This window comes from Ruegeria arenilitoris, from assembly GCF_013032445.1.
GTDB classification, from domain to species: domain Bacteria; phylum Pseudomonadota; class Alphaproteobacteria; order Rhodobacterales; family Rhodobacteraceae; genus Ruegeria; species Ruegeria arenilitoris_F.
In genome coordinates this window covers 30,209-51,556 of sequence record NZ_WQCA01000012.1, presented here as the reverse complement: position 1 = coordinate 51,556, position 21,348 = coordinate 30,209, and the positions used below count along the sequence as shown (strand labels likewise).

The window sequence follows — 21,348 nt, the reverse complement described above, 5'->3', positions numbered from 1 at the left end:
TATGGTCGCCCTATGCGATATCTGATTCTCAGCGCCGTATTGGCTGCACCCGCCTTTGCCGATCCTGCCGTGATCGAGAATGTCTCAGCCCGTCAGAGTGGTGACACATGGCGATTCGACGTGACGATCCGGCATCCGGACACCGGCTGGGACCACTACGCCAACGGGTGGCGTGTTCTGGACATGGACGGCAATGAGTTGGGGATGCGCGTCTTGCACCATCCGCATGAGACCGAGCAGCCCTTTACCCGCTCACTCAGTGGTGTGGCGATCCCCGAGGGCGCCACGCAAGTGCAGGTTCAGGCGCGGTGCAATGTGGATGGCTGGAACGAAGGCACCACGGTTGTTGATCTGAACTGAAGCTCAGAACACACCGAGGCTTAGCCCCACAGCCAAAGCGGCGCCTATTTCACGGCATTGATCAAGCTGATGGTCGGGGATGGTCTTTCCAGCCAGAATAGCCTCGGGCGTCTGCGCGTGGGTGCAGAGGATCAGCGGCGGCTGCACCTCTTTCAGTCGCCAGCCTGTCGCGATCCGCGCCATTTGGCGGGCCGCGTTTTCCCCATCAGACCCGGCACAGACCATCTGGGCATAGGGGCGTCCCTCGATCCTGCCCAGCACCGGATAGTAGCAACGGTCGAAAAACTCTTTCATCAGACCCGAAATCGCGGCCAGGTTCTCGGGCGCGCAGAAGATATAACCATCGGCGACCAGCAGATCGTCAGGTCCGGCCTGATCGGCGGGTTTCAGGATAGTCTCGGCCTCATCACGCGCGGCCTCAGCCGCCGCTTCGGCCATCTGCCGAGCCCCGCCGGTACGCGAATGGTAAACGATCAGAAGCTGCGCCATGTCAGACCCGGTGATAAGGACCGCCCGACAAGATGGTTGCGGCCCGGTAAAGTTGCTCGGCCAGCATCACACGGACCAGCATATGGGGCCAGACCATCGATCCGAAGGAAATGGAAAAATCGGCCTCAGCCCGCAGATTAGGGTCTATTCCATCGGCTCCGCCAATAATCAGCGCCAGATCTTGCCGCCCGGCATCACGCCAGCCGCCCAATTTCTTGGCAAAGTCCGGCGAAGACATCACCCGCCCACGCTCATCCAACGTGCAGATCACCGCACCCTTGGGCAGCGCCTTGCGCAGCAGCGCACCCTCGGCCCCCATGCCAGCGTTTTTCTTGTCTTCGACCTCGATCGCCCGCGCAGGACCAAGGCCCAAGCTACGGCCGGTCCGGTCAAATCGGGTCAGGTAATCGTCAAGCAGGGTCTTCTCCGGTCCGGCACGCAATCGCCCGACCGCAACTATGCTGATACGCATATCTCTCTCGCCTCCGACCTCTCAATACAGGTCGGGATGGCGCCTCAGTTGGCCGAGGCGCTGCCGCCCTGAGGCAGCCACATCTTTTCCAGCTGGTAGAATTCACGCACTTCGGGGCGGAAGATATGGACGATCACATCGCCCGTATCGATCAGCACCCAGTCGCCGGCATCCTTGCCTTCGACCTTCGAGGTGAAACCGAATTCCTGCTTGATTCGATCCGTCAGCTTTTCCGCCATGGCAGCGACCTGACGGGTCGACCGACCCGAGGCAATCACCATATGATCCGCAACAGAAGACTTACCTTGCAGGTTGATCTGCACGACGTCTTCGGCCTTGTCATCGGAAAGTGAGGAAAGGATGCGTTCAAGCAGCTTGTCGCTGATTGACTGAGAGTGAGCCATTACACCGGCTCCGTCATCGGCGGGCAAACCCGCCTGGGTATGTAGAGACAGGACATAGTCCTCCTTTGCTGCGCGCCGCCAAAACCCCGGCGCAGGGGTATTATTAAGGTAACAAGGGGAATGCAACATTTCAATGAAAGGCCGCCGGGCGGGACGCACGGCGAGTCACTCTTTGGCGACCTGTTGCGCGTCTGCGCTGTCGGGCAGCAGCCGAACTTCGCGCTGCGGGAAGGGGATTGAGATGTTTTCGGCCTTAAAGGCATCCCAAAGCGCAAGGTAAACATTACCCCGAATGTTGGTCAGCCCTTTGGTCGGATCGCTAATCCAGAAGCGCAGCACATAATCCACGCTGCTGTCTCCGAACCCGGTGATGTGGCAGACCGGCTCATGACCGCCGCCGCTCAGCACCCGCGTTACGGTTTTGACCGCTTTGATTGCCGTTGCCCGGACCTTGTGCGGATCGTCGTCGTAACTGGTGCCGAACTCCAGATCCAGTCGCACGAACTTATCCGAATGCGACCAGTTCACCACCTGATTGGTGATAAGGTCCTCATTCGGGATCAGATACTCCCGTCCGTCCCGCGTGACCACCGAGACATAACGCGCGCCCAGCGCATTGATCCAGCCAAAGGTATCGCCCAGCGAGATCACGTCACCGGGTTTGATCGACCGGTCCATCAGAATGATGATCCCTGAGATCAGGTTCGACACTACCTTTTGCAACCCGAACCCGATCCCGACACCGATCGCACCTGACAGCAGCGCAATCCCGGTCAGATCGAACCCCAACGTGCGGATAGCGGCCAGGAAAACCGCGCCATACAGCAGCACCTGAATGCCCTTGGCCAGCAGCACCTGCATCGACGGGGTGATGTCGTCATTGCGCATCAAACCCCGCTCGGCGGCGCGGGTGCCGACGCGGGCCAGTGTCAGCAGGATGCCGATCAGCAGAACCGCCTTGAGAATCCCCAGCGCCGAGATGTGCAGATCACCGATGGAAATCGCCACGCCGTCCAGAAACTCGGCCACGTCATCGGTCAGGTTCAGCGCCACAAGCGTTGCATAGACCCACATGGCCCATTTGAAGATGCGCCGCAGGGTCCGGTTGCGCACCAGCCGCGCCACCAGCGCAATCGCCAGCCACGCCAGCGCCAAAGTCGCCACAACCCCGATAATGTAACTGCGCGAGGGCCATGTGATCTGCTGCATCAACAGATATAGCGCCCAGGACATTACCACGAAATAGACCAGCGTCAGGCGCTGCATCAGCTGTACCAGAACCCGCAACCGCCATTTCGGCCACCCTTCGCGAGCACGGGCCCAGGCCTCCCAACGGCCTTGCGTTGTCAGTTTCAGGACATAGGCCAACACCCAAAGACCCAGAATGATCACCAGCTGATGTTGGCGCCAACCCGGTGTGACGATCAGTTCGACAAGGTTTTCAAATTGCACGGAAAAGCCCGCGACCATGTTGTCATAGAGGTCCGACAGCGAGCTGGGGATCAGGTCCTGGTTCATGACCCCAGCTTGGACAGCGTTGCTTGATGATGCAAGCCCGGTGCCGGATTGAACCTTGATTGACGGCAAACCCCGATATATCTGGTGCGCATGAGACTCAATGTGGCCCAACAGCAAAATCTGGAAGACCGCGCGCGTTTGCGTGAACGGTTCTTTGGGGCTGCCCGCACGGTTCTGGCCCGCCTATCCGCGGCCTAAGCCACCTCGCCAGCTATTTCTCATTACATACGGGAGAGGACCAATGTCCCCCAAAACACTCTATGACAAGATCTGGGATGCCCATGTCGCCCACGAAGCCGATGATGGCACCTGCCTGCTGTATATCGACCGCCACTTGGTTCACGAAGTGACCAGCCCGCAGGCGTTCGAAGGCCTGCGCATGGCGGGCCGCAAGGTGCGCGCACCGGAAAAGACCATCGCCGTGCCGGACCACAATGTTCCGACCACAGCAGACCGTGTGCACGGGATCGAGAACCCGGAATCGCGTATTCAGGTCGAAGCGCTGGACAAGAACGCCAAGGATTTCGGCATTCATTACTATCCGGTGCATGACGTCCGTCAGGGCATCGTGCACATCGTCGGCCCCGAGCAAGGCTGGACCCTGCCCGGCATGACCGTTGTTTGCGGCGACAGCCACACCGCCACCCACGGCGCGTTTGGTGCTTTGGCCCATGGCATTGGTACATCTGAGGTTGAGCATGTTCTGGCCACTCAGACCCTGATCCAGAAGAAATCCAAGAACATGAAGGTGGAAATCACCGGCAAACTGCAGCCGGGCGTGACCGCCAAGGATATCACTCTGGCCGTTATCGGTGAGACCGGCACCGCCGGCGGCACCGGCTATGTTATCGAGTATTGCGGCGAAGCGATCCGCGACCTGTCGATGGAAGGCCGCATGACCGTCTGCAACATGGCAATCGAAGGCGGCGCCCGCGCGGGTCTGATCGCGCCGGACGAGACCACTTATGAATATGTCAAAGGCCGCCCACACGCCCCGAAAGGCGCACAGTGGGAAGCGGCAATGGACTGGTGGAAAACGCTCTTCACCGATGAAGGCGCGCATTTCGACAAGGTCATCACTCTGCGCGGCGAAGATATCGCGCCGGTCGTGACCTGGGGCACCAGCCCCGAAGACGTGCTGCCGATCACCGCTACCGTTCCTCAGCCTGAGGATTTCGAAGGCGGCAAGGTCGATGCGGCTCGCCGTTCGATTGAATACATGGGGCTGGAAGCTGGTCAGAAACTGAGCGATGTGGAAATCGACACCGTATTCATCGGTTCGTGCACCAACGGTCGTATTGAAGACCTGCGTGCCGCCGCTGAAATCCTGAAGGGTAAAAAGATCAAGGACGGTATGCGCGCCATGGTCGTGCCCGGTTCGGGTCTGGTTCGCGCTCAGGCCGAGGAAGAAGGTCTGGCGGACATCTTCAAAGAGGCCGGTTTCGAATGGCGTCTGGCGGGATGCTCGATGTGTCTGGCGATGAACCCTGACCAGTTGCAGCCGGGCGAGCGCTGTGCCGCGACCTCGAACCGAAACTTCGAAGGCCGCCAGGGCCGCGGCGGACGCACCCACTTGCTGAGCCCTGCAATGGCTGCCGCAGCGGCAATCACAGGACGGCTGACAGACGTCCGTGAGTTGATGTAAGGTCCCCTCATATCTAGATATTTGAGGGATTGAAGACATGAGTGACTGGATCAAATGGCTCCTACTGGGGCTGCTGTCGATAGCATTTGGCGTCTTTGCGCTGGGCAATGCCATTGCAGCATCGATTGCGGTGACGGTGGTAACCGGAGTGTTGCTGCTGATTGCCGGCACTTTGCAGGTTGTCGGCGGCTTCACTGTCGAAGGAACCGGCAACAAGATTCTGTCACTCATCATGGGTGTGGTGATGCTGTTTCTGGGTTGGTCCTTTCTGGATCACCCGCTGCAGGGAACCCTGACCCTTGCGACGGTGATGCTGATCCTGTTCATGGCAGGCGGCATCGCGCGGGTCTTTCTGTCGTTCCAGATGCGCGGAACGCAGTTTTTCTGGCCCACGATGATCTCAGGCATCTTGTCGATCATCCTCGCAGGGATCATCTGGACGTATGTAGGAAGCGAACCTCAGGCACTGCTCAGCATTCTGGGGATCTTCCTTGGCATTGAGATGCTGTTCAACGGGTTCGGACTGGTCTTCATGGCGTTCTTCGTCAGGAACGCACCTAAAGACGAAACGAAAGAAGCTTAAACGCGAGGCACGGGCGCGGCCCTACCCCGCAGGAGTGTAGACATGGAAAAGTTTGAAAAAGTCCACGGGGTGGCCGCCCCAATGCCGCTGATCAATATCGACACCGATATGATCATCCCGAAAGTGCACCTGAAGACCATCAAACGGTCCGGCCTTGGCGTCGTGCTGTTTGATGAGATGCGCTATCACGATGACGGGCAGGAGAACGAAGAGTTCGTCCTGAACAAACCCGCCTATCGCCAGACCGAGATTCTGGTGGCCGGCGACAATTTCGGCTGCGGTTCGTCGCGCGAACACGCGCCGTGGGCGATCAAGGATTTCGGCATCAAGGTTGTAATCTCAACCAGCTTTGCCGACATCTTCTTCAACAACTGCTTCAAGAACGGCATCCTGCCGATCGTGGTTGCAGAAGAGCATCACGCAGTCCTCATGGATGACGCGCATAAGGGTGAAAACGCCCGCATGACCGTGCATCTGGAAGATCAGCAGATCACAACTTCGGATGGCGTCGTGATCGAGTTTGACATCGACCCGCACCGCAAGCACTGCCTGCTGAACGGTCTGGACGATATCGGCCTGACCATGGAAAAAGACCATCACATCGACAAGTTCGAGGATCACGCCAGCCAGGCCCGTCCGTGGGTGTGATTCTGCTGACGAATCTGTGAAGGCACAACTTTACGGGGTCGCCAAGGCGGCCCCGCTCGCATTCTTGGGGTTGCAATTCAATAAAACACAACATGTAGGTGTCACATTGATACACACGCCGGATTTGCGTCCAAAATGATGCATTCGCGCACCAGTTGCGCCATCATTTTGCCCGAAATGACGTGTTTTCTGCGCCATGGCTTGAGCGAAATGCCGCTTATCGCCAAAGTTGGTGGCAACAGGCAACCCACCAAGTAAAACGTTGGTGATAATGGCATCTGCTGCAACACTCGCGGCAGGCACAAGTTGGAATTGAGGTCGGCGAAGAATCGGCTAATCCAGTTTGAAAGGGTTCGGATAGTGATTGCGCGCACAACAGGGGCGGCGATTCGGGGAATATTGGTCGCACTTATGGTGCTGACCCCCGCGTTGTACTTGCCCGTATCGTCAACGAATGGCACCGAGATTGTCGTCTTTCTCGCCATTCTCGCATTCTTTTTGACTTTTGCCGAATACAACTCAGCCTTTCCCAGCTTTATCGAGTTTCGCGACGCACCGCCTGTGAACCGACTGCGGTTTGTCGGGCTGATGACGATGGTCACGTTCCTGACACTGATCTGCAAAAACGCTTACCTGCCCACTGGTCTGACCTCGGCTTTCTATGCGTTGGGTCTTGGTGTCGCCAATGTGGTCGACTTTCCGTATTCCCCGGTCCGGCTGGTTGTGTTGATGCTGCCCGCAGATGCCGGCCCATCACTGGTAGAACTTGTGCGAATTGCGGCCAGCGTGGCTTATGTCGCGGCGCTGGTGACCATCGCCAGCTTTGCCTATGCGGTAAAGCTGCGTGGCTGGCCGACGGCCAACGGTGCGTTCAACGTCTGGACCAACCTGCCACTGTTCGACCCCACCAAGGGCGGAGACGTCGTTACCCGCCTGCAACGGGACGGAAGGCTGAACATCTCGATCGGGGTGCTGCTGCCCTTTCTGATCCCGGCCTTGATCAAGATTTTAACTGACTATGCCAGCCCGATCTCGCTGAGCAACCCTCAGACTCTGATCTGGACCATGAGCGCTTGGGCCTTCCTGCCTGCCAGTATGATCATGCGCGGCATGGCAACTCTACGCATCGCCAATCTGATCGTTGAAAAGCGCCGCGCTTATTCTACGACCGAGTCCACGCAAGCTGCATGATCCGCGCCCTACTGCTGCTGCTAGTGCCGGTAATGGCACAGGCGCAGGTGGTACGTGTCGCCTCTTTTAACACAGAACTCAGCCGCGACGGGCCAGGCCTTCTGCTGCGCGACATAAGGCGCGGCGACGCGCAGGTGCAGGCTGTTGTCGACGTGCTGGTGGCCGCGCGCCCGGATATCGTGACCCTTCAGAGTATCGACTGGGACCTGAACGCTGAGGCCCTGACCGCATTGACCGATCTGCTGTACGCCCAAGGTTTGAATTACCCCTATCACTTTGCCGCGCAGCCCAATGCGGGGCTCGAAACCTCTTTGGATCTGAACGGGGACGGACTAACGCATGGCCCGGCCGATGCCCAAGGTTGGGGCAGGTTCACCGGCCAGGGCGGGCTTGCGGTGCTGTCGCGGTATCCGATTCAACTTGAAGGCGTGCAGGACTTCACCAACCTGCTGTGGCGCGACCTGCCCGGCGCGCAGTTGCCAGTCACGGACGATGGCCCTTTCCCTTCGGAAGAGGCCTATAACATCCAGCGTCTGTCCGCCGTGGCTCATTGGATCGTACCAGTGGACACGCCCATCGGCGTACTGGATCTGATGACGTTCCATGCCGCCCCGCCGGTGTTCGACGGCCCCGAAGATCGTAACGGGCTGCGTAACCGCGACGAAATTCGCCTCTGGTCCTCCGTTCTGGAAGGCGAGATAGGGCGCAGGCCAGACGGCCCGTTTGTGATCGCCGGGGATGCCAATCTGGACCCCGAACGTGGGGAGGGGCGCAGGGAAGCGATCCGGGCACTGTTGTCGGATCCCCGCCTGCAAGACCCCCGTCCTACTGACGTGTCGGGCGCACTGACCACCGTGGAGTGGAAAGCCGTGGGTGAAATGCGGGTGGATTACGTGTTGCCTTCAGCCGATCTGCAAGTCACTGGATCGGGTGTGTTCTGGCCCGCACCGGATACGCCTCTGCGCACAACAGCCGAGCAAGCCAGCAGACACCGGCTGGTCTGGGTCGATGTAACCTCACCAGCCCAGCCAACAAACTGATCCATTCAGTTCGCCTGGGGAATTGCCGGGGCCATCAGAAAGTGTATTCATTTCTGAATGGATAAATCTCTCACCCACGCTGACTGGTCCCTCATTCAGAGTTTTCTCGCAGTAGCCGAAACCGGGTCACTGTCGGCTGCGGCCCGGCAGCTGGATCGCAGCCAGCCAACGCTGGGACGCCAGATTCATGCGCTCGAAGATGAACTGGGCGTCTCCCTGTTTGACCGCCACGCCCGTGGTCTCAAACTAAGCGAAGTGGGCACACAACTCTTGCCGATGGCACAGCAGATGCATTCGGCCATGAACTCATTCAGTCTAGCGGCGGCGGGTCAGTCTCAGCAACTGGAAGGATCGGTGCGCATCACGGCTTCGGTCTTTGCGTCACATCATCTGCTGCCTCCGATACTCTCGCAGATTCGCGCGTTGGAACCGGCAATCCAGCTTGAACTGGTCGCAACGGACGCCACCGAGAACCTGCTGTACCGCGAGGCTGATATCGCGGTGCGCATGTACCGCCCCGCGCAGATGGACATCATCTCGCGCTATCTGGGGGATGTGAACCTGTGCTTCTGTGCCGCGCAGGTTTATCTGGATCGCGCCGGTCGCCCGCGGCGACCCGAGGACCTGTTCGATCACGATCTGGTCGGCTTTGACGCCAATGAACACATTATCAACAGGATGCAGAAACGTGGATGGCCTGCAAGCAAAGACAGCTTTGCCACAAGGTGCGATCTACAAAGTGCCTATTGGCAGTTGATCCGGGCAGGGTGCGGCATCGGATTTTCACAGATTCAGGTGGCCGAGGCTGACCCGGATGTCGAAGTGTTGGACTTGGATGTCGAGATTGAGCCCCTTCCCGTTTGGCTGGCGGCCCCTCAAGCGATGCGTCAGACCCCGCGCATCCGCCGGGTCTGGGATTTGCTGGCCGAAGGCCTGAAAGCCGCTCTTTAGACTCTATAGCGGTCCGGTATAGGTGCCACGCGCAGGGTAATTGTTGCCCAGCGTGAATTTCAGACCCCCCGCGATATCTGACATAGCCGGACGGCCAAATGGCGTTGTCTGCTGCCACGCGTAATAAAGCGTCCGGTCAGGCACGATGTAAAAATGGCCGGGTTCGGCGAACAGGTCCGGTTCAGCGCTGCCTTCGCGTTTGGTCGAGATGTTCAGGCCCCAGTCCTCTCGCGCGGCAGCCAATGGCAAGCTGTGACCGACACGCAGTCGCGATACCCCAGCTTTCTGGGCAGTTTCCGCTGCACGTTCGCCGGTGTCAGTGGTGATCATGATCACTTCAACGCCCAGCGCGGCAAAGTCATCCAGCGTTTCTTCGACCTCGGTCATCTGCTTAATGCAGATCGGGCAGTGCAGTCCGCGATACTGAATCACCAACGTCCCATTTTCGCCCTTGTCGACGTCCAGATCGAAAGATCCGCCACCCACGGTTTCGATTTTCAGCGCAGGAGCGGGATTTCCCGGTATCAACATGTGTTTTCCTCGTGATTTGACGGGTTCGTCTCATTGACCCGATGCCGCTCAGACGCTAGGGCGATTGCGACGAAACGCAAGGAGACCCTTCATGTCCAACCCTTCGCTCCTCATCCTGCCCGGAGACGGAATTGGCCCCGAAGTTATGGCCGAAGTGCGCCGCGTAATCGATTGGTTCGGCGAAAAGCGTGGCCTTCACTTTGACGTGAGCGAAGATCTGGTCGGCGGTGCCGCCTATGACGCGCATGGCAAGCCCCTGTCGGATGAAACCATGGCCAAGGCGCAAGAGGTCGACGCGGTTCTGCTGGGTGCCGTGGGCGGCCCGAAATACGACGATCTGGACTTCAGTGTAAAGCCCGAGCGCGGCCTGCTGCGTCTGCGCAAGGAAATGGACCTGTATTCCAACCTGCGCCCGGCCCAGTGCTTTGACGCGCTGGCCGATTTCTCATCGCTGAAAAAGGATATCGTTGCCGGTCTGGACATCATGATCGTGCGCGAGCTGACCTCGGGCGTTTATTTCGGCGAGCCGCGTGGCATTTTCGAAGAAGGCAACGAGCGTGTGGGCATCAACACCCAGCGTTACACCGAATCCGAGATCGAACGCGCCGCGCGTTCCGCCTTTGAACTGGCGATGCGCCGGAACAAAAAGCTGTGCTCGATGGAAAAGGCCAACGTGATGGAGGCCGGTATCCTCTGGCGCGAGGTCGTGGACCGTGTCGCTCAGGATTACCCCGAGGTCGAAGTGACCCATATGTATGCCGACAACGGCGCGATGCAGCTGGTGCGCGCACCCAAGCAGTTCGACGTTATCGTCACCGATAACCTGTTCGGCGACATCCTGTCGGATTGTGCCGCGATGCTGACTGGCTCGCTGGGCATGCTACCGTCGGCCAGCCTGGGTGCCCCGATGGCCAATGGCCGCCCCAAGGCGATGTACGAACCGGTTCACGGCTCTGCCCCGGATATCGCCGGTCAGGGCAAGGCCAACCCGATCGCCTGTATCCTCAGCTTCGCCATGGCGCTGCGCTACAGCTTTGATCAGGGCGCCGAGGCCGACCGTCTGGAAGCCGCAATTGAGAAGGTTCTGGCAGATGGCGTCCGGACCGGCGACCTGCTGGCCGAAGAAGGGGTTCAGCCGGTCTCGACCACCGAAATGGGTGACGCAATTCTGGCGGCTCTGGACGAGAGCCTCTGATCGGGTCTGACATTCCAAAGTAAAAGGCGGTGCCCGGTGCACCGCCTTTTTTTGTGGCCTTAATTTCCGAAGATATTGTTCAGCAGGTTGTTGATCGCCTTGTCCAGACCGGTCTGCTGTCTTTGGCGCTGTTGCCGCGGCTGCGCCGTCTGAACCGGCGGATCGGGGGCAAGCATCGGCAATGGCGTGGGCGTCATCCCCTCGGTCACACGCAGCATTGTTTCTTTCCAAATCTCCGCAGGCAAACCACCGCCGGTCACACCGGACAGCGGCGTGTTGTCATCATACCCCATCCAGACACCCGTTACGTAATCCGCGGTAAAACCGATAAACCACGCATCCCGCGCCGCCTGAGTGGTGCCGGTCTTGCCCGCCACCTGCCATCCCGGCAGCTTGGCGCGCCCGCCCGTGCCCTCGGACACCACGCGCTCCATCATCCATGTCAGCTGCTTGGCGGCCTTGTCGTTGATCACCCGCTCACCAATGCCGGAGCTTGTCACGATCACCGGAGTCTCATCGCCCAGCAGTTTCAGTTCGGACAGGCCATAAGGTTCCACAGCCGAGCCACCGTTCAGGATACCCGCATAAGCCCCGGTCATCTCGATCAGAGTACTTTCCGACGCGCCCAGCGCCAGCGCCGGGCCTTCGGCGAGGTTGCTTTCAATGCCGAACTCGCTGGCCACGGTGCGTACATTGTCCAGCCCGACAAATTCGGCCACTTTCACGGCAGGGATGTTCAACGAGTTCTTCAGCGCATCCGCCAACGTCACCCGACCATAGAACTTGTGAGTATAGTTCTTGGGGCACCACTGGCCCGACCCGGGAATGTTGACGCAATAGGGCTCATCCACCACCGTATCCAGTGGTGAATGGCCAAGCTCCAGCGCTGTGGCATAGACGAAGGGCTTGAAGGACGATCCCGTCTGCCGCAACGCCTGTGTGGCGCGGTTGAACGCGCCCGACACACGTGTCTTGCGCCCGCCGACCATGGCCCGCACCGCCCCGTCCGCCGACATCACAACAATCGCGGCCTGCGCCTTGGAGCCTTCGCGCACCTTTTCCTGAAAGATGTACTTCAGCGCCTCTTCCGCCGATTTCTGCAGGCGCTGGTCCAGCGTGGTGCGGATCACCACGTCATCCGTGGTATCGGTGCCAAAATAGCTGGGCAGCTCGGTGATCACCCAATCGGCAAAATAGCCGCCAGCCCGCGCCGCAGCTGCTTCGGACAACTGCGCCGGGTTGCTGCGCGCATTGCTGGCCTGCGAGGCCGTCAGATAGCCCTGAGCCTCCATCAGCCCAACCACCAACTGCGCCCGGTCCTGTGAGCGCTGCAGATTATTCGTGGGAGCATAGCGTGTAGGTGCAACCAGCAAACCCGCCAGCATCGCCGCTTGCGATGGCGACACCTCGGCCGCTGAAATACCAAAGTAACGCTGGCTCGCGGCCTCGAACCCACGAGCGCCCGCGCCGAGGAAGGCGCGGTTCAGATAGATGGTCAGGATCTCGTCCTTGGAGTATTTCACCTCCATCGCCATTGCATAGACCGCTTCCTTGGCCTTGCGCCACAGCGATCCCTGACGGCAATCGGACTCATACGCGGCCTCGGACTCCCACTCGCTGGGCACGTACGGCACGCCCAGACACAGCAGCTTGGCGGTTTGTTGCGTAATGGTCGACCCACCATGGCCCGACAGCGGCCCGCGCCCTTCGCTGAGGTTGATTCGAACCGCACTGGCGACGCCCCGGGGGCTGACACCGAAATGGCGATAGAATCGCTTGTCCTCGGTGGCGACCACAGCATTTTTCAGATGGGGTGAGACGGTGTCGGCGGTGATCACCCCGCCGAACTGATCCCCGCGCCAGGCAAAGACCTTGCCATCGCGGTCCAGCAACGTGACCGAGCCCCGCGCCCGGCCGTCCAGCAAGGCATCCACGTCGGGCAACGAGGTGTAGACAACCCCTACCGCCAGCGCCAGCAGCATGGCAACCACCGCGCCCACGCGCCACGTAACCCCCCAGATCAGCCGCCAAATCCAGCGGAACAGCCGACGGAAGAACCCGCCGCCTCCGTTTCCACCGGACTTCCGGCGCGTCTTCTTTCGGGTCGTCCTGCGGGTCGTCGTCTTGCGCGCGGTCGCCTTCTTTCCAGCGGGCTTTGCAGCCCGCTTGGTCGCCGTGGGTTTGCGCCCTTTCGACGGGTATCTCTTGTCCGCGACAAGCGGTGCCTTTCGGCGCCTGGACTCAGTCATGCTCAAACTCTGCCCGGTTATCATTTTGAGGCACCATACCCTGACACAACGGTGAAGTAGAGGTCTGAATTTCCGGAAGCCGCCCTTCTCAAACTGCCTAATTTTTGATCACCTCACGCGGTTTGTGCAAAAATTGTGCACCTTGCCACTATTTTCCCCAGCGTTTCGTCGCTCAGACCGTTCCTTACACGACGCAGGCGCGCTTTTTTCTGCAGGTGCAAACAGGCCGGGCAGACCGGGGAAGCAGAGGGGAAGAACGTGAAACTGATCATTGCGACAATCAAGCCGTTCAAGCTCGAGGAGGTGCGCGAGGCACTGACCGAGGCAGGCGTGCGCGGCATGATGGTGACCGAAATCAAGGGCTTCGGCTCGCAATCCGGTCACACGGAAATTTATCGCGGCGCCGAATACGCCGTGAATTTCGTACCCAAGATCAAGCTCGAGATCGTGGTTCCTGCCGCGATGGTCGACCAGATCGTCGAAACCATCACCAAAACCGCCAAAACCGGCAAGATCGGCGACGGCAAGATTTTCGTTCTCGATGTCGAGCAGGCCCTGCGCGTGCGGACCGGGGAAACGAACGAAGAGGCGCTGTAACGCGCGCCCACTCACTATCATTCGAGGACTGACAATGAACCTGATGAAATCTCTCATCCCTGCCACCGCGATTGTCGCGCTGCCGCAGATGGGTCTTGCGCAAGAGGCCGCCGCTGGCGAAGCCGCATTGCACACCCAGTATATCTTTACCACGCTGCTGTTCCTGATGGCAGGTTTCCTCGTCTTCTTCATGGCGGCAGGCTTTGCCATGCTGGAAGGCGGCCTGGTGCGTTCCAAGAACGTTGCCATGCAGATGATCAAGAACATCGCGCTGTTTTCCATTGCCGCAATCATGTACTGGCTGGTTGGCTTCAACACGATGTATCCGGGCGACTTCAATGGTTTCTTTGCCATTGGCGGCCCGACCGTGCTTGATGCAGTGGGTGTTGCACCCGCAGACGCCGCGCTGGATTACGCGTCGATCGGTTCGGACTTCTTCTTCCAACTGGTCTTCGTGGCGGCAACCGCGTCCATCGTGTCCGGTGCCGTGGCCGAACGTATCAAACTGTGGCCCTTCCTGATCTTTGTCGTCGTACTAACCGGTATCATGTATCCGATTTCGGGTTCGTGGAAATGGGGCGGCGGCTGGCTGGACGCCATGGGCTTTTCCGACTTCGCCGGCTCGACCGTTGTACACTCGGTCGGTGGCTGGGCTGCTCTGGCAGGTGTCATCATCCTTGGCCCGCGTATCGGCAAGTACACCAAAGAGGGCAAAGTACACCCGATGCCCGGTTCGAACCTGGCACTCGCAACTCTGGGTACGTTCATCCTGTGGCTGGGTTGGTTCGGCTTCAACGGTGGCTCGCAACTGGCGATGGGCACCGTGGGTGATGTATCGGACGTCTCGCGCATCTTTGCCAACACCAACATGGCCGCAGCTTCGGGTGCCATCGCAGCCCTGATCCTGACCCAACTTCTGTACAAGAAGCCTGACCTTACCATGGTCCTGAACGGCGCGCTGGCCGGTCTGGTTTCGATCACTGCCGAACCTCTGGCCCCGACCCTGTTCGGTGCGCTGTGGATCGGTGCTGTGGGCGGTATCATCGTGGTCTTCGCGGTTCCGATGCTGGACAAGTTCAAGATCGACGACGTTGTTGGTGCGATCCCGGTTCACCTGTTCGCAGGCATCTGGGGCACCATCGCCGTGATCTTCTACGGCGAAGCAAACCTGATCACACAGCTGACCGGTATCATCGCATACGGTGTCTTCACCTTTATCGGCGCTCTGGTTCTGTGGATCATCCTGAAAGCCACCCTTGGCATCCGTGTCAGCGAAGAGGACGAAATCAACGGCCTCGACATGGCAGAACTGGGTATGGAAGCTTACCCCGAGTTCTCCAAGGGCTAAGACCTGAGATAACCACTCGAAGGCCGGGCGTTCGCGCCCGGCTTTTTCTTTTCGGCGGGGTCTTTTGAACAGGGCAAACAAAAAAGCCGCGCTGTGCTGCGCGGCTTTTGTCATTCGCAGATGGCTGGCTCAGACGCCGACGTCAATAATCGCCTTAGCAAGGATAGGCACGGTGTTGGCGTTGAGGCCCGCGATGTTCAGGCGGCTGTCGCCGACCATGTAGATGCCGTGATCTGCGCGCAGTTTCTCGACCAGCTCCGGTGCCGCGCCCAGACGCGAGAACATGCCGCGGTGTTGGGCGATGAAGCTGAAACGGTCCGACCCGCTCAGGCGCTGCAACTCGTCCGACAGCTGCTGGCGCAGGCCCAGCATCGACAGGCGGACCTCTTCCAACTCGGCCGCCCAGTCGGCGCGCAGGGCGTCGTCGGTCAGGATCGTGGTCACAACCCGCGCGCCATGGTCCGGCGGGAACGAATAGTTCTGGCGGTTCAGAAACGCCAGCGTCGCCTGATTCAGAGCCGTTTGCGCCGCATCATCGCTGATCGCCATCAGCAGGCCGGTGCGCTCACGGTAAACGCCGAAGTTCTTCGAGCACGACGCTGCGATCAGGCAGCGTTTGACTGACGAGGCCACCAGACGGGTCGCCTGCGCGTCTTCTTCCAGTCCGTCGCCAAAACCCTGATAGGCAATGTCGATCATCGCCACGAGGCCCAGCTCGTTGATGATGTTCACAACCTCTTGCCACTGCACCAAGTTCAGGTTGGCGCCGGTCGGGTTGTGGCAGCAGCCGTGTAGCAGCACCACGTCGCCCGCTTTGGCGGTTTTCAGGTCCGCGACCATGCCGTCGAAATCGACGCCTCGGGTCTCACCATCGAAGTAACGGTACTGAACCGTCTCCATCCCCAGATAGTTCAGGATCGACAGATGGTTCGGCCATGTGGGGTTCGACACGAACACGCGTGCCGACGGGTTGGCCATGCGGATCATCTCGAACGCTTGCCGACACGCGCCGGTGCCGCCGGGGGTCGCCACGGCGGCAATGTTCGCGCGTGGCACCGCGTCGCCAAGGATCAGGCTGATCATTGCATCGGCATAGGCAGGGTCACCAGCCAGACCGGTATAGGCCTTGGTTTCCTGCTCTTCGAGAATGCGTTTTTCGGCGGCCTTAACCGCGCGCATCACGGGCGTCACGCCCTCGGCGTTCTTGTAGACGCCAACACCCAGGTCGATTTTCTGATCACGCGGGTCTTCGCGGTACGCCTGCATCAGCGCCAGGATCTTGTCGGCGGGCTGCGGTTTGAGGTTTTCGAACATCAGTTCTCTCCGGTTGCGACGGGCAGGGTCGGGAAAGCACCCCATTCAGCCCAGGAGCCGTCATAAAGCGAATGATCTTTCTTGCCCAAGCGTTCCAACGCTAGGCTAAGGATCGCAGCGGTCACGCCCGACCCACAAGAGGTGATGGCGGGCTTCGACAGGTCCACGCCTGCGGTCTCGAACACGGCACGGCATTCGTCAGGCGATTTCATCGTGCCGTTTTTGTTCAGCAGAGTGCCAAAGGGCACGTTGCGCGAACCCGGAATATGGCCCGAGCGCAATCCTTCGCGCGGTTCCGCCTCGGCCCCGGCAAACCGGGCTGCCGATCGGGCGTCGATGATCTCGTGATCGGCCAGCTTGGCAGCAGACGACACCTGCGTCACGTCGCGCACCAGATGGTTCTGTACGCGCACCGTCATGTGACGGTCGCGGATAACGGGCGGCAGATCCTCGATCTCGCGGCCCTCGGCCTGCCATTTGGGGAAACCGCCGTCCAGAACGGCCACGTTTTCTTGCCCCATCAGCCGGAACAGCCACCAGACCCGCGCGGCCGACATCAGACCGGCACCGTCATAGACCACGACCTGATGGCCATCGCCCACACCCATCGCCCGCAAGCGCGACATGAACTTTTCGACCGGAGGCGCCATATGCGGCAGATCAGACCGCCTGTCGGAAATCTCATCTATGTCGAAGAACCGGGCGCCGGGAATATGCGCCTCGTCGTATTCCGCCTTGGCGTCGCGCCCCTGCTGCGGCAAATACCACGACCCGTCCAGAATCCGCAGATCCGGGTCCTTGATATGGGCGGCAAGCCATTCGGTTGAAACGAGGGTTTTCGGATCGTCCTGCATCAAAGCCTCCCCTAAGCGAGCTTGTTTTGTCCCTATACGCGCTCGCATTGGGGTTCAAGGCTGGAAGGGGCGTTGTCCGCCTAGCGCGCGCGTCTGAGGCGGAAAAACTGAACGATCCCGATCATGCTGATCAGAATCCAGAAGGATTCAATCAACATTGAGGCCAGATTGAAGTTCTGAAGCAATGAATAGACGATCAGGATCGACCCCGCCAAATTCAGCACCGGAAACGCCAGATCGTCCGAATTCATCATCCGCATCTGAGTGGCGAAATACGCAGCCACAACAACCAGCGCACCGAACGAGCCGACGGCATCCGCCAGCGTCAGAGTTTCAAGAAAAGCGGCCATGTTGTCCCTCGGGCTTTTTTGGATTGGTGTTCAGCCGATCGCGGCCAACGCATCAAGCTGCGCATAATGGTGCATGTTCAGAAACGCGGCCCCCTGTTCACCGGCGCGATAGCCATGCGGCAAGTCCGCTGCAAACCGCAACCCCTGCCCGGCCTGCAACGGCACCCATTTGCCGTCCCGCAGAATCTCGAGCGATCCGTTCAGGACGAAGACCTCTTCAGTTACGCCAGTGGCATGGGCGGCGGATTCGTGGCTCTGGTTCGGTGCTAGATCGACGTGGAAGGTCTCGGCGCGCAGGGCGGGGTCAAAGGGAAAGACGATCTTGACCTCAATGCTGCCGGGAAAGGTCACGGTGCGGAACACGTCCGGCGCTGCCGTATCACGCAACGCCGTCGAGCCGATTAGCGCGCTCAGCGGCAACTGAAACCCTTTGGCGATCTTCCACAGCGTCGCGATGGTCGGGCTGGATTCGCCGCGCTCGATCTGGCCCAGCATGGCTTTGCTGACGCCGGTCATCTCGGCCACCTTCGACAGGCTCAGCCCCGAGGCCGCCCGTACATCCCGTAGTTTCAGCGTTATATCGTCCGGTGCCATATCAATCGTCTTTCGAATCCCCTTGTGCGTTATAGCGCACATGTGGTACGTGCGCTATAACGTACGCACCCCGCATATCGCAACCGGGGCAAAAGGGAAACAGCATCATGCCAATGTACCGATCCAGAACCTCCACCCATGGCCGCAACATGGCCGGTGCCCGTGGCCTGTGGCGCGCCACAGGCATGACCGAAAGCGATTTCGGCAAGCCGATCATCGCCATCGTCAACTCGTTCACCCAGTTCGTGCCGGGTCACGTGCACCTGAAGGATCTGGGCCAGATGGTTGCACGCGAGGTTGAGGCCGCAGGTGGTGTGGCCAAGGAATTCAACACCATCGCTGTGGATGACGGCATCGCCATGGGCCACGACGGGATGCTGTATTCACTGCCCTCACGTGAGGTGATCGCGGATTCTGTGGAATACATGGTCAACGCGCATTGCGCAGACGCGATGGTCTGCATCTCGAACTGCGACAAGATCACACCGGGCATGTTGATGGCGGCGATGCGCCTGAACATCCCGGCGATCTTTGTCTCGGGCGGGCCGATGGAAGCCGGCAAGATCGACATCGAGGATCTGGACGTCAAGAAAATCGACCTCGTCGACGCGATGGTCGCTGCCGCCGACGATCATTACACCGATGAACAGGTGAAACATATAGAAGAGAACGCCTGCCCCACCTGTGGTTCGTGCTCTGGCATGTTCACCGCCAACTCAATGAACTGTCTGGCCGAGGCGCTGGGTCTGGCACTGCCGGGCAACGGTTCAACTCTGGCAACGCACGCAGACCGCAAAGAACTGTTCCTTGAGGCCGGTCGCCGCATCGTTGAGATCACCAAACGCCACTATGACTTGAACGAAAAGGGCTTCCTGCCGCGTGAAATCGCCACCTTTGAGGCGTTTGAAAACGCCATGAGCCTGGATATCGCCATGGGCGGGTCAACCAACACCGTCCTGCACCTGTTGGCCATCGCGCATGAGGGCGAGGTGCATTTCACCATGTCCGACATGGACCGCCTCAGCCGCAAGGTGCCGTGTCTGTGCAAAGTTGCGCCCAACACCGAGAACGTGCACATGGAGGACGTGCACCGTGCCGGCGGCATCTTTTCGATCCTCGGTGAACTTGGCCGTGCCGGTTTGCTGCACGAAGATTGCAGCACGGTTCACTCCGGCACCATCGGTGAGGCGATTGCCAACTGGGACATCAAGATCGCCAACAACCCGAAGGCGCAGGAACTGTTCAAGGCTGCCCCCGGTGGCGTGCGCACCACGCAGGCGTTCAGCCAGTCGAACCGCTATAAGGAACTGGACACCGACCGGGAAGGCGGTGTGATCCGCAGCAAGGAACACGCCTTCAGTCAGGATGGCGGTCTGGCGGTTCTGTTCGGCAACATCGCGCGTGACGGCTGCATCGTGAAAACCGCGGGCGTCGATCCGGCCAGCCTGACCTTCACCGGCACGGCTTACGTCTGCGAAAGCCAGGATCAGGCGGTCAATGACATCCTGACCGGCAAAGTAGAGGCCGGCGATGTGGTGGTTATCCGCTATGAAGGCCCGCGCGGAGGGCCGGGGATGCAAGAGATGCTGTATCCGACCTCGTATCTGAAATCCAAAGGCCTGGGCAAAGCTTGTGCCTTGCTGACTGACGGCCGCTTCTCTGGCGGCACCTCGGGCCTGTCGATCGGCCACGTCTCGCCTGAGGCCGCCGAAGGTGGTGAAATCGGACTGGTGCGCCAGGGCGACAAGATCGAGATCGACATTCCTAACCGTTCCATCCATCTGGCCGTGTCCGACGAAGAACTGGCAGCGCGCCGGGAAGAACAGGATGAAAAGGGCTGGGAACCCGCCGAACCGCGCAAGCGCAAGGTATCCACGGCGCTCAAGGCCTATGCCAAGCTGACAACCAGCGCCGCCAAAGGCGCTGTGCGTCAGGTCTAAGCGACAAGAACCGGCTCCAGATCGGGACCGGTTCTTTCCAGCCTCGAAAGGCTCCCGCGCCCGAAGCGCACCATCGGCTATGCCGATGCCGCGTTCGGCTTTGGGCCCGGCGCCGCGCTTTGCGCGGCGCCGGGCCCAACCAGAGGAGATGCCTTGTCAGAGACATTGACGGTGGGCGGGAGCGCTCTGAGGCAGTGTCAGTCGCCGAGTTTGGCGTGGACCTCCTCCAGATCAATTTCGCCAATCGGCATCTTGTTTGACGGGTTTTCGAAATCGTATTTGAACAGCTCGAAATCCTGTTTGTAGATTTCATAAACCAGATGCATCGACAGATCGTCGAAGTAGTCCTCGACCGGATGGGCGCGCTTGGGACCGTGGCCCTCGGATTCGTTGAACCGGGGGATATCTGACAAGTTTATCGCGTGCGGCGTGTCGAGATTGTCCAGAACACCCTGCATCCCGTCGTTGAACTTCTCGGTCCAGAAAATCCGGTCGTACCGCCCTCCGTTTACAATGAAGGTCGAGACATGGCCTGACATCGCCGACCAGTGAATGTCGGGATCCATCGGCCTGCGCCAGCGGATCGTATCCCGTGCGAATAATAGAAAGCGGCGGAAACTGGCAATCTGGTCGAACTCACCTTTGCCGTCATCGCCACCCACTTCGATTCCGTAATTGTAGATCAACGTCGGAACCAGATTGCCCCGATAGCGTTTTCCGTTCCGCTGAATGCCGCAGATCTTATCGAAGAACGAACTTAGAATCCGCGTGTAGGGATTGCGTACGCAGGTAAAGGAATAAGACCCATGATTGCGAATATTGCCCGTGATACGGTCCTGGCTATGATCGAACGCCCATTTGTGCAACCCGTCTTTTGCGTCGTGGATATCGCCGTCAAAGAACCGCCCATGGTCCGAGAAATACATGATCTGCCCGATGGTCGAGCAGGCACATTTCGGCACGACACGGTACACCATACTTTCGCTTTCGGTCATCCAAGTACCGGGAAAACCCATCTGCTGCGCCTCCTTAACAGGTCAGAACTCACTAAACACGCCTGCTTTTGTAGCCAAAG

The 21,348-nt window shown here is 59.6% G+C and carries 24 protein-coding genes; 12 read left to right on the top strand and 12 right to left on the bottom strand.

Translation table 11 applies throughout. The features are described from left to right. Positions 1-12: 12 nt before the first annotated feature. The gene (locus GOW98_RS18050; RefSeq protein ID WP_170334599.1) at positions 13-360 is read left to right on the top strand and encodes a hypothetical protein; all 348 of its coding nucleotides are present in this window, start codon (positions 13-15) and stop codon (positions 358-360) included. Between the two features lie 3 nt (positions 361-363). Here GOW98_RS18050 and GOW98_RS18045 read toward each other — a convergent pair whose 3' ends face one another. From GOW98_RS18045 to GOW98_RS18030, 4 genes are all read right to left on the bottom strand, one after another. Beyond that, on the bottom strand, positions 364-849 hold the full coding sequence (locus GOW98_RS18045; RefSeq protein WP_170334597.1) for a flavodoxin family protein: 486 nt from the start codon (positions 847-849) through the stop codon (positions 364-366). A gap of 1 nt (position 850) precedes the next feature. Beyond that, positions 851-1,321 carry a 23S rRNA (pseudouridine(1915)-N(3))-methyltransferase RlmH gene (gene rlmH / locus GOW98_RS18040; RefSeq protein ID WP_170334595.1) on the bottom strand — a complete coding sequence of 157 codons (471 nt, stop codon included), beginning with the start codon at positions 1,319-1,321 and terminating at the stop codon, positions 851-853. 44 nt (positions 1,322-1,365) lie between these two features. Further along, complete coding sequence (gene rsfS / locus GOW98_RS18035) at positions 1,366-1,725, bottom strand: ribosome silencing factor (protein WP_170327847.1); 360 nt, start codon at positions 1,723-1,725, stop codon at positions 1,366-1,368. 165 nt (positions 1,726-1,890) lie between these two features. Then, on the bottom strand, positions 1,891-3,243 hold the full coding sequence (locus tag GOW98_RS18030) for a mechanosensitive ion channel family protein (RefSeq protein ID WP_170334593.1): 1,353 nt from the start codon (positions 3,241-3,243) through the stop codon (positions 1,891-1,893). A gap of 102 nt (positions 3,244-3,345) precedes the next feature. Between GOW98_RS18030 and GOW98_RS18025 the strand changes: the two genes are divergently transcribed. From GOW98_RS18025 to leuD, 4 genes are read left to right on the top strand one after another with little or no spacing between them, the layout of a single operon-like run. After that, complete coding sequence (locus GOW98_RS18025; RefSeq protein ID WP_254438069.1) at positions 3,346-3,441, top strand: isopropylmalate isomerase; 96 nt, start codon at positions 3,346-3,348, stop codon at positions 3,439-3,441. 43 nt (positions 3,442-3,484) lie between these two features. Then, entirely contained in the window at positions 3,485-4,888 is a 1,404-nt protein-coding gene (gene leuC, locus GOW98_RS18020) for a 3-isopropylmalate dehydratase large subunit (protein ID WP_170334589.1), read from the top strand. Positions 4,889-4,925: 37 nt separating this feature from the next. Further along, entirely contained in the window at positions 4,926-5,471 is a 546-nt protein-coding gene (locus tag GOW98_RS18015) for an HdeD family acid-resistance protein (protein ID WP_170334587.1), read from the top strand. A 42-nt stretch (positions 5,472-5,513) separates the two neighbouring features. Beyond that, complete coding sequence (gene leuD / locus GOW98_RS18010; protein WP_170334585.1) at positions 5,514-6,119, top strand: 3-isopropylmalate dehydratase small subunit; 606 nt, start codon at positions 5,514-5,516, stop codon at positions 6,117-6,119. A gap of 101 nt (positions 6,120-6,220) precedes the next feature. Here the strand turns inward: leuD and GOW98_RS25570 are convergent, their stop codons facing one another. Beyond that, positions 6,221-6,580: a hypothetical protein gene (locus GOW98_RS25570; protein WP_217359639.1), complete on the bottom strand. Its 360-nt coding sequence runs from the start codon at positions 6,578-6,580 to the stop codon at positions 6,221-6,223. Here GOW98_RS25570 and GOW98_RS18005 point away from each other — a divergent pair. Genes GOW98_RS18005 through GOW98_RS17995 form a run of 3 tightly spaced genes read left to right on the top strand, consistent with a single transcriptional unit; the run spans position 6,480 to position 9,301 of the window. Then, on the top strand, positions 6,480-7,310 hold the full coding sequence (locus GOW98_RS18005; protein WP_170334583.1) for a hypothetical protein: 831 nt from the start codon (positions 6,480-6,482) through the stop codon (positions 7,308-7,310). The two genes, GOW98_RS25570 and GOW98_RS18005, sit on opposite strands and share 101 nt — an antisense overlap. Continuing rightward, the gene (locus GOW98_RS18000) at positions 7,307-8,350 is read left to right on the top strand and encodes an endonuclease/exonuclease/phosphatase family protein (RefSeq protein ID WP_170334581.1); all 1,044 of its coding nucleotides are present in this window, start codon (positions 7,307-7,309) and stop codon (positions 8,348-8,350) included. Before GOW98_RS18005 ends, GOW98_RS18000 begins: the two co-directional genes overlap by 4 nt. Positions 8,351-8,407: 57 nt before the next feature. Next, a complete protein-coding gene (locus tag GOW98_RS17995; RefSeq protein WP_170334579.1) occupies positions 8,408-9,301 on the top strand; it encodes a LysR family transcriptional regulator in 894 nt (297 codons plus the stop codon). A 3-nt stretch (positions 9,302-9,304) separates the two neighbouring features. Here GOW98_RS17995 and GOW98_RS17990 read toward each other — a convergent pair whose 3' ends face one another. Then, a complete protein-coding gene (locus GOW98_RS17990) occupies positions 9,305-9,832 on the bottom strand; it encodes a redoxin domain-containing protein (RefSeq protein WP_170334578.1) in 528 nt (175 codons plus the stop codon). A 91-nt stretch (positions 9,833-9,923) separates the two neighbouring features. On the opposite strand from GOW98_RS17990, the gene leuB reads away from it, so the two are divergent. Further along, the gene (leuB, locus tag GOW98_RS17985; RefSeq protein ID WP_170334575.1) at positions 9,924-11,027 is read left to right on the top strand and encodes a 3-isopropylmalate dehydrogenase; all 1,104 of its coding nucleotides are present in this window, start codon (positions 9,924-9,926) and stop codon (positions 11,025-11,027) included. A gap of 59 nt (positions 11,028-11,086) precedes the next feature. Here the strand turns inward: leuB and GOW98_RS17980 are convergent, their stop codons facing one another. Next, on the bottom strand, positions 11,087-13,276 hold the full coding sequence (locus tag GOW98_RS17980; RefSeq protein WP_170334573.1) for a transglycosylase domain-containing protein: 2,190 nt from the start codon (positions 13,274-13,276) through the stop codon (positions 11,087-11,089). Positions 13,277-13,534: 258 nt separating this feature from the next. On the opposite strand from GOW98_RS17980, the gene GOW98_RS17975 reads away from it, so the two are divergent. Beyond that, the gene (locus tag GOW98_RS17975; RefSeq protein ID WP_170334571.1) at positions 13,535-13,873 is read left to right on the top strand and encodes a P-II family nitrogen regulator; all 339 of its coding nucleotides are present in this window, start codon (positions 13,535-13,537) and stop codon (positions 13,871-13,873) included. Positions 13,874-13,907: 34 nt separating this feature from the next. After that, positions 13,908-15,221 carry an ammonium transporter gene (locus GOW98_RS17970; RefSeq protein WP_170334569.1) on the top strand — a complete coding sequence of 438 codons (1,314 nt, stop codon included), beginning with the start codon at positions 13,908-13,910 and terminating at the stop codon, positions 15,219-15,221. A gap of 129 nt (positions 15,222-15,350) precedes the next feature. Here GOW98_RS17970 and GOW98_RS17965 read toward each other — a convergent pair whose 3' ends face one another. The 4 genes from GOW98_RS17965 to GOW98_RS17950 all read right to left on the bottom strand — a co-directional run bounded on the left by GOW98_RS17965 (position 15,351) and on the right by GOW98_RS17950 (position 18,333). Next, positions 15,351-16,535, bottom strand: a complete 1,185-nt coding sequence (locus tag GOW98_RS17965; protein WP_170334567.1) for an aromatic amino acid transaminase — start codon at positions 16,533-16,535, stop codon at positions 15,351-15,353. Continuing rightward, positions 16,535-17,389 (bottom strand): 3-mercaptopyruvate sulfurtransferase, encoded by an 855-nt coding sequence (gene sseA / locus GOW98_RS17960; protein ID WP_170334565.1) that lies wholly within the window; start codon positions 17,387-17,389, stop codon positions 16,535-16,537. The genes GOW98_RS17965 and sseA overlap by 1 nt, the downstream gene beginning before the upstream one ends. Positions 17,390-17,469: 80 nt before the next feature. Next, positions 17,470-17,739 carry a CBU_0592 family membrane protein gene (locus GOW98_RS17955; RefSeq protein ID WP_170327862.1) on the bottom strand — a complete coding sequence of 90 codons (270 nt, stop codon included), beginning with the start codon at positions 17,737-17,739 and terminating at the stop codon, positions 17,470-17,472. 30 nt (positions 17,740-17,769) lie between these two features. Then, positions 17,770-18,333: a helix-turn-helix domain-containing protein gene (locus GOW98_RS17950; protein WP_170334563.1), complete on the bottom strand. Its 564-nt coding sequence runs from the start codon at positions 18,331-18,333 to the stop codon at positions 17,770-17,772. Positions 18,334-18,440: 107 nt separating this feature from the next. On the opposite strand from GOW98_RS17950, the gene ilvD reads away from it, so the two are divergent. After that, positions 18,441-20,273: a dihydroxy-acid dehydratase gene (gene ilvD / locus GOW98_RS17945; RefSeq protein WP_170334561.1), complete on the top strand. Its 1,833-nt coding sequence runs from the start codon at positions 18,441-18,443 to the stop codon at positions 20,271-20,273. 197 nt (positions 20,274-20,470) lie between these two features. Here ilvD and GOW98_RS17940 read toward each other — a convergent pair whose 3' ends face one another. After that, positions 20,471-21,289 (bottom strand): sulfotransferase family protein, encoded by an 819-nt coding sequence (locus tag GOW98_RS17940; RefSeq protein ID WP_170334559.1) that lies wholly within the window; start codon positions 21,287-21,289, stop codon positions 20,471-20,473. Positions 21,290-21,348: the final 59 nt, after the last annotated feature.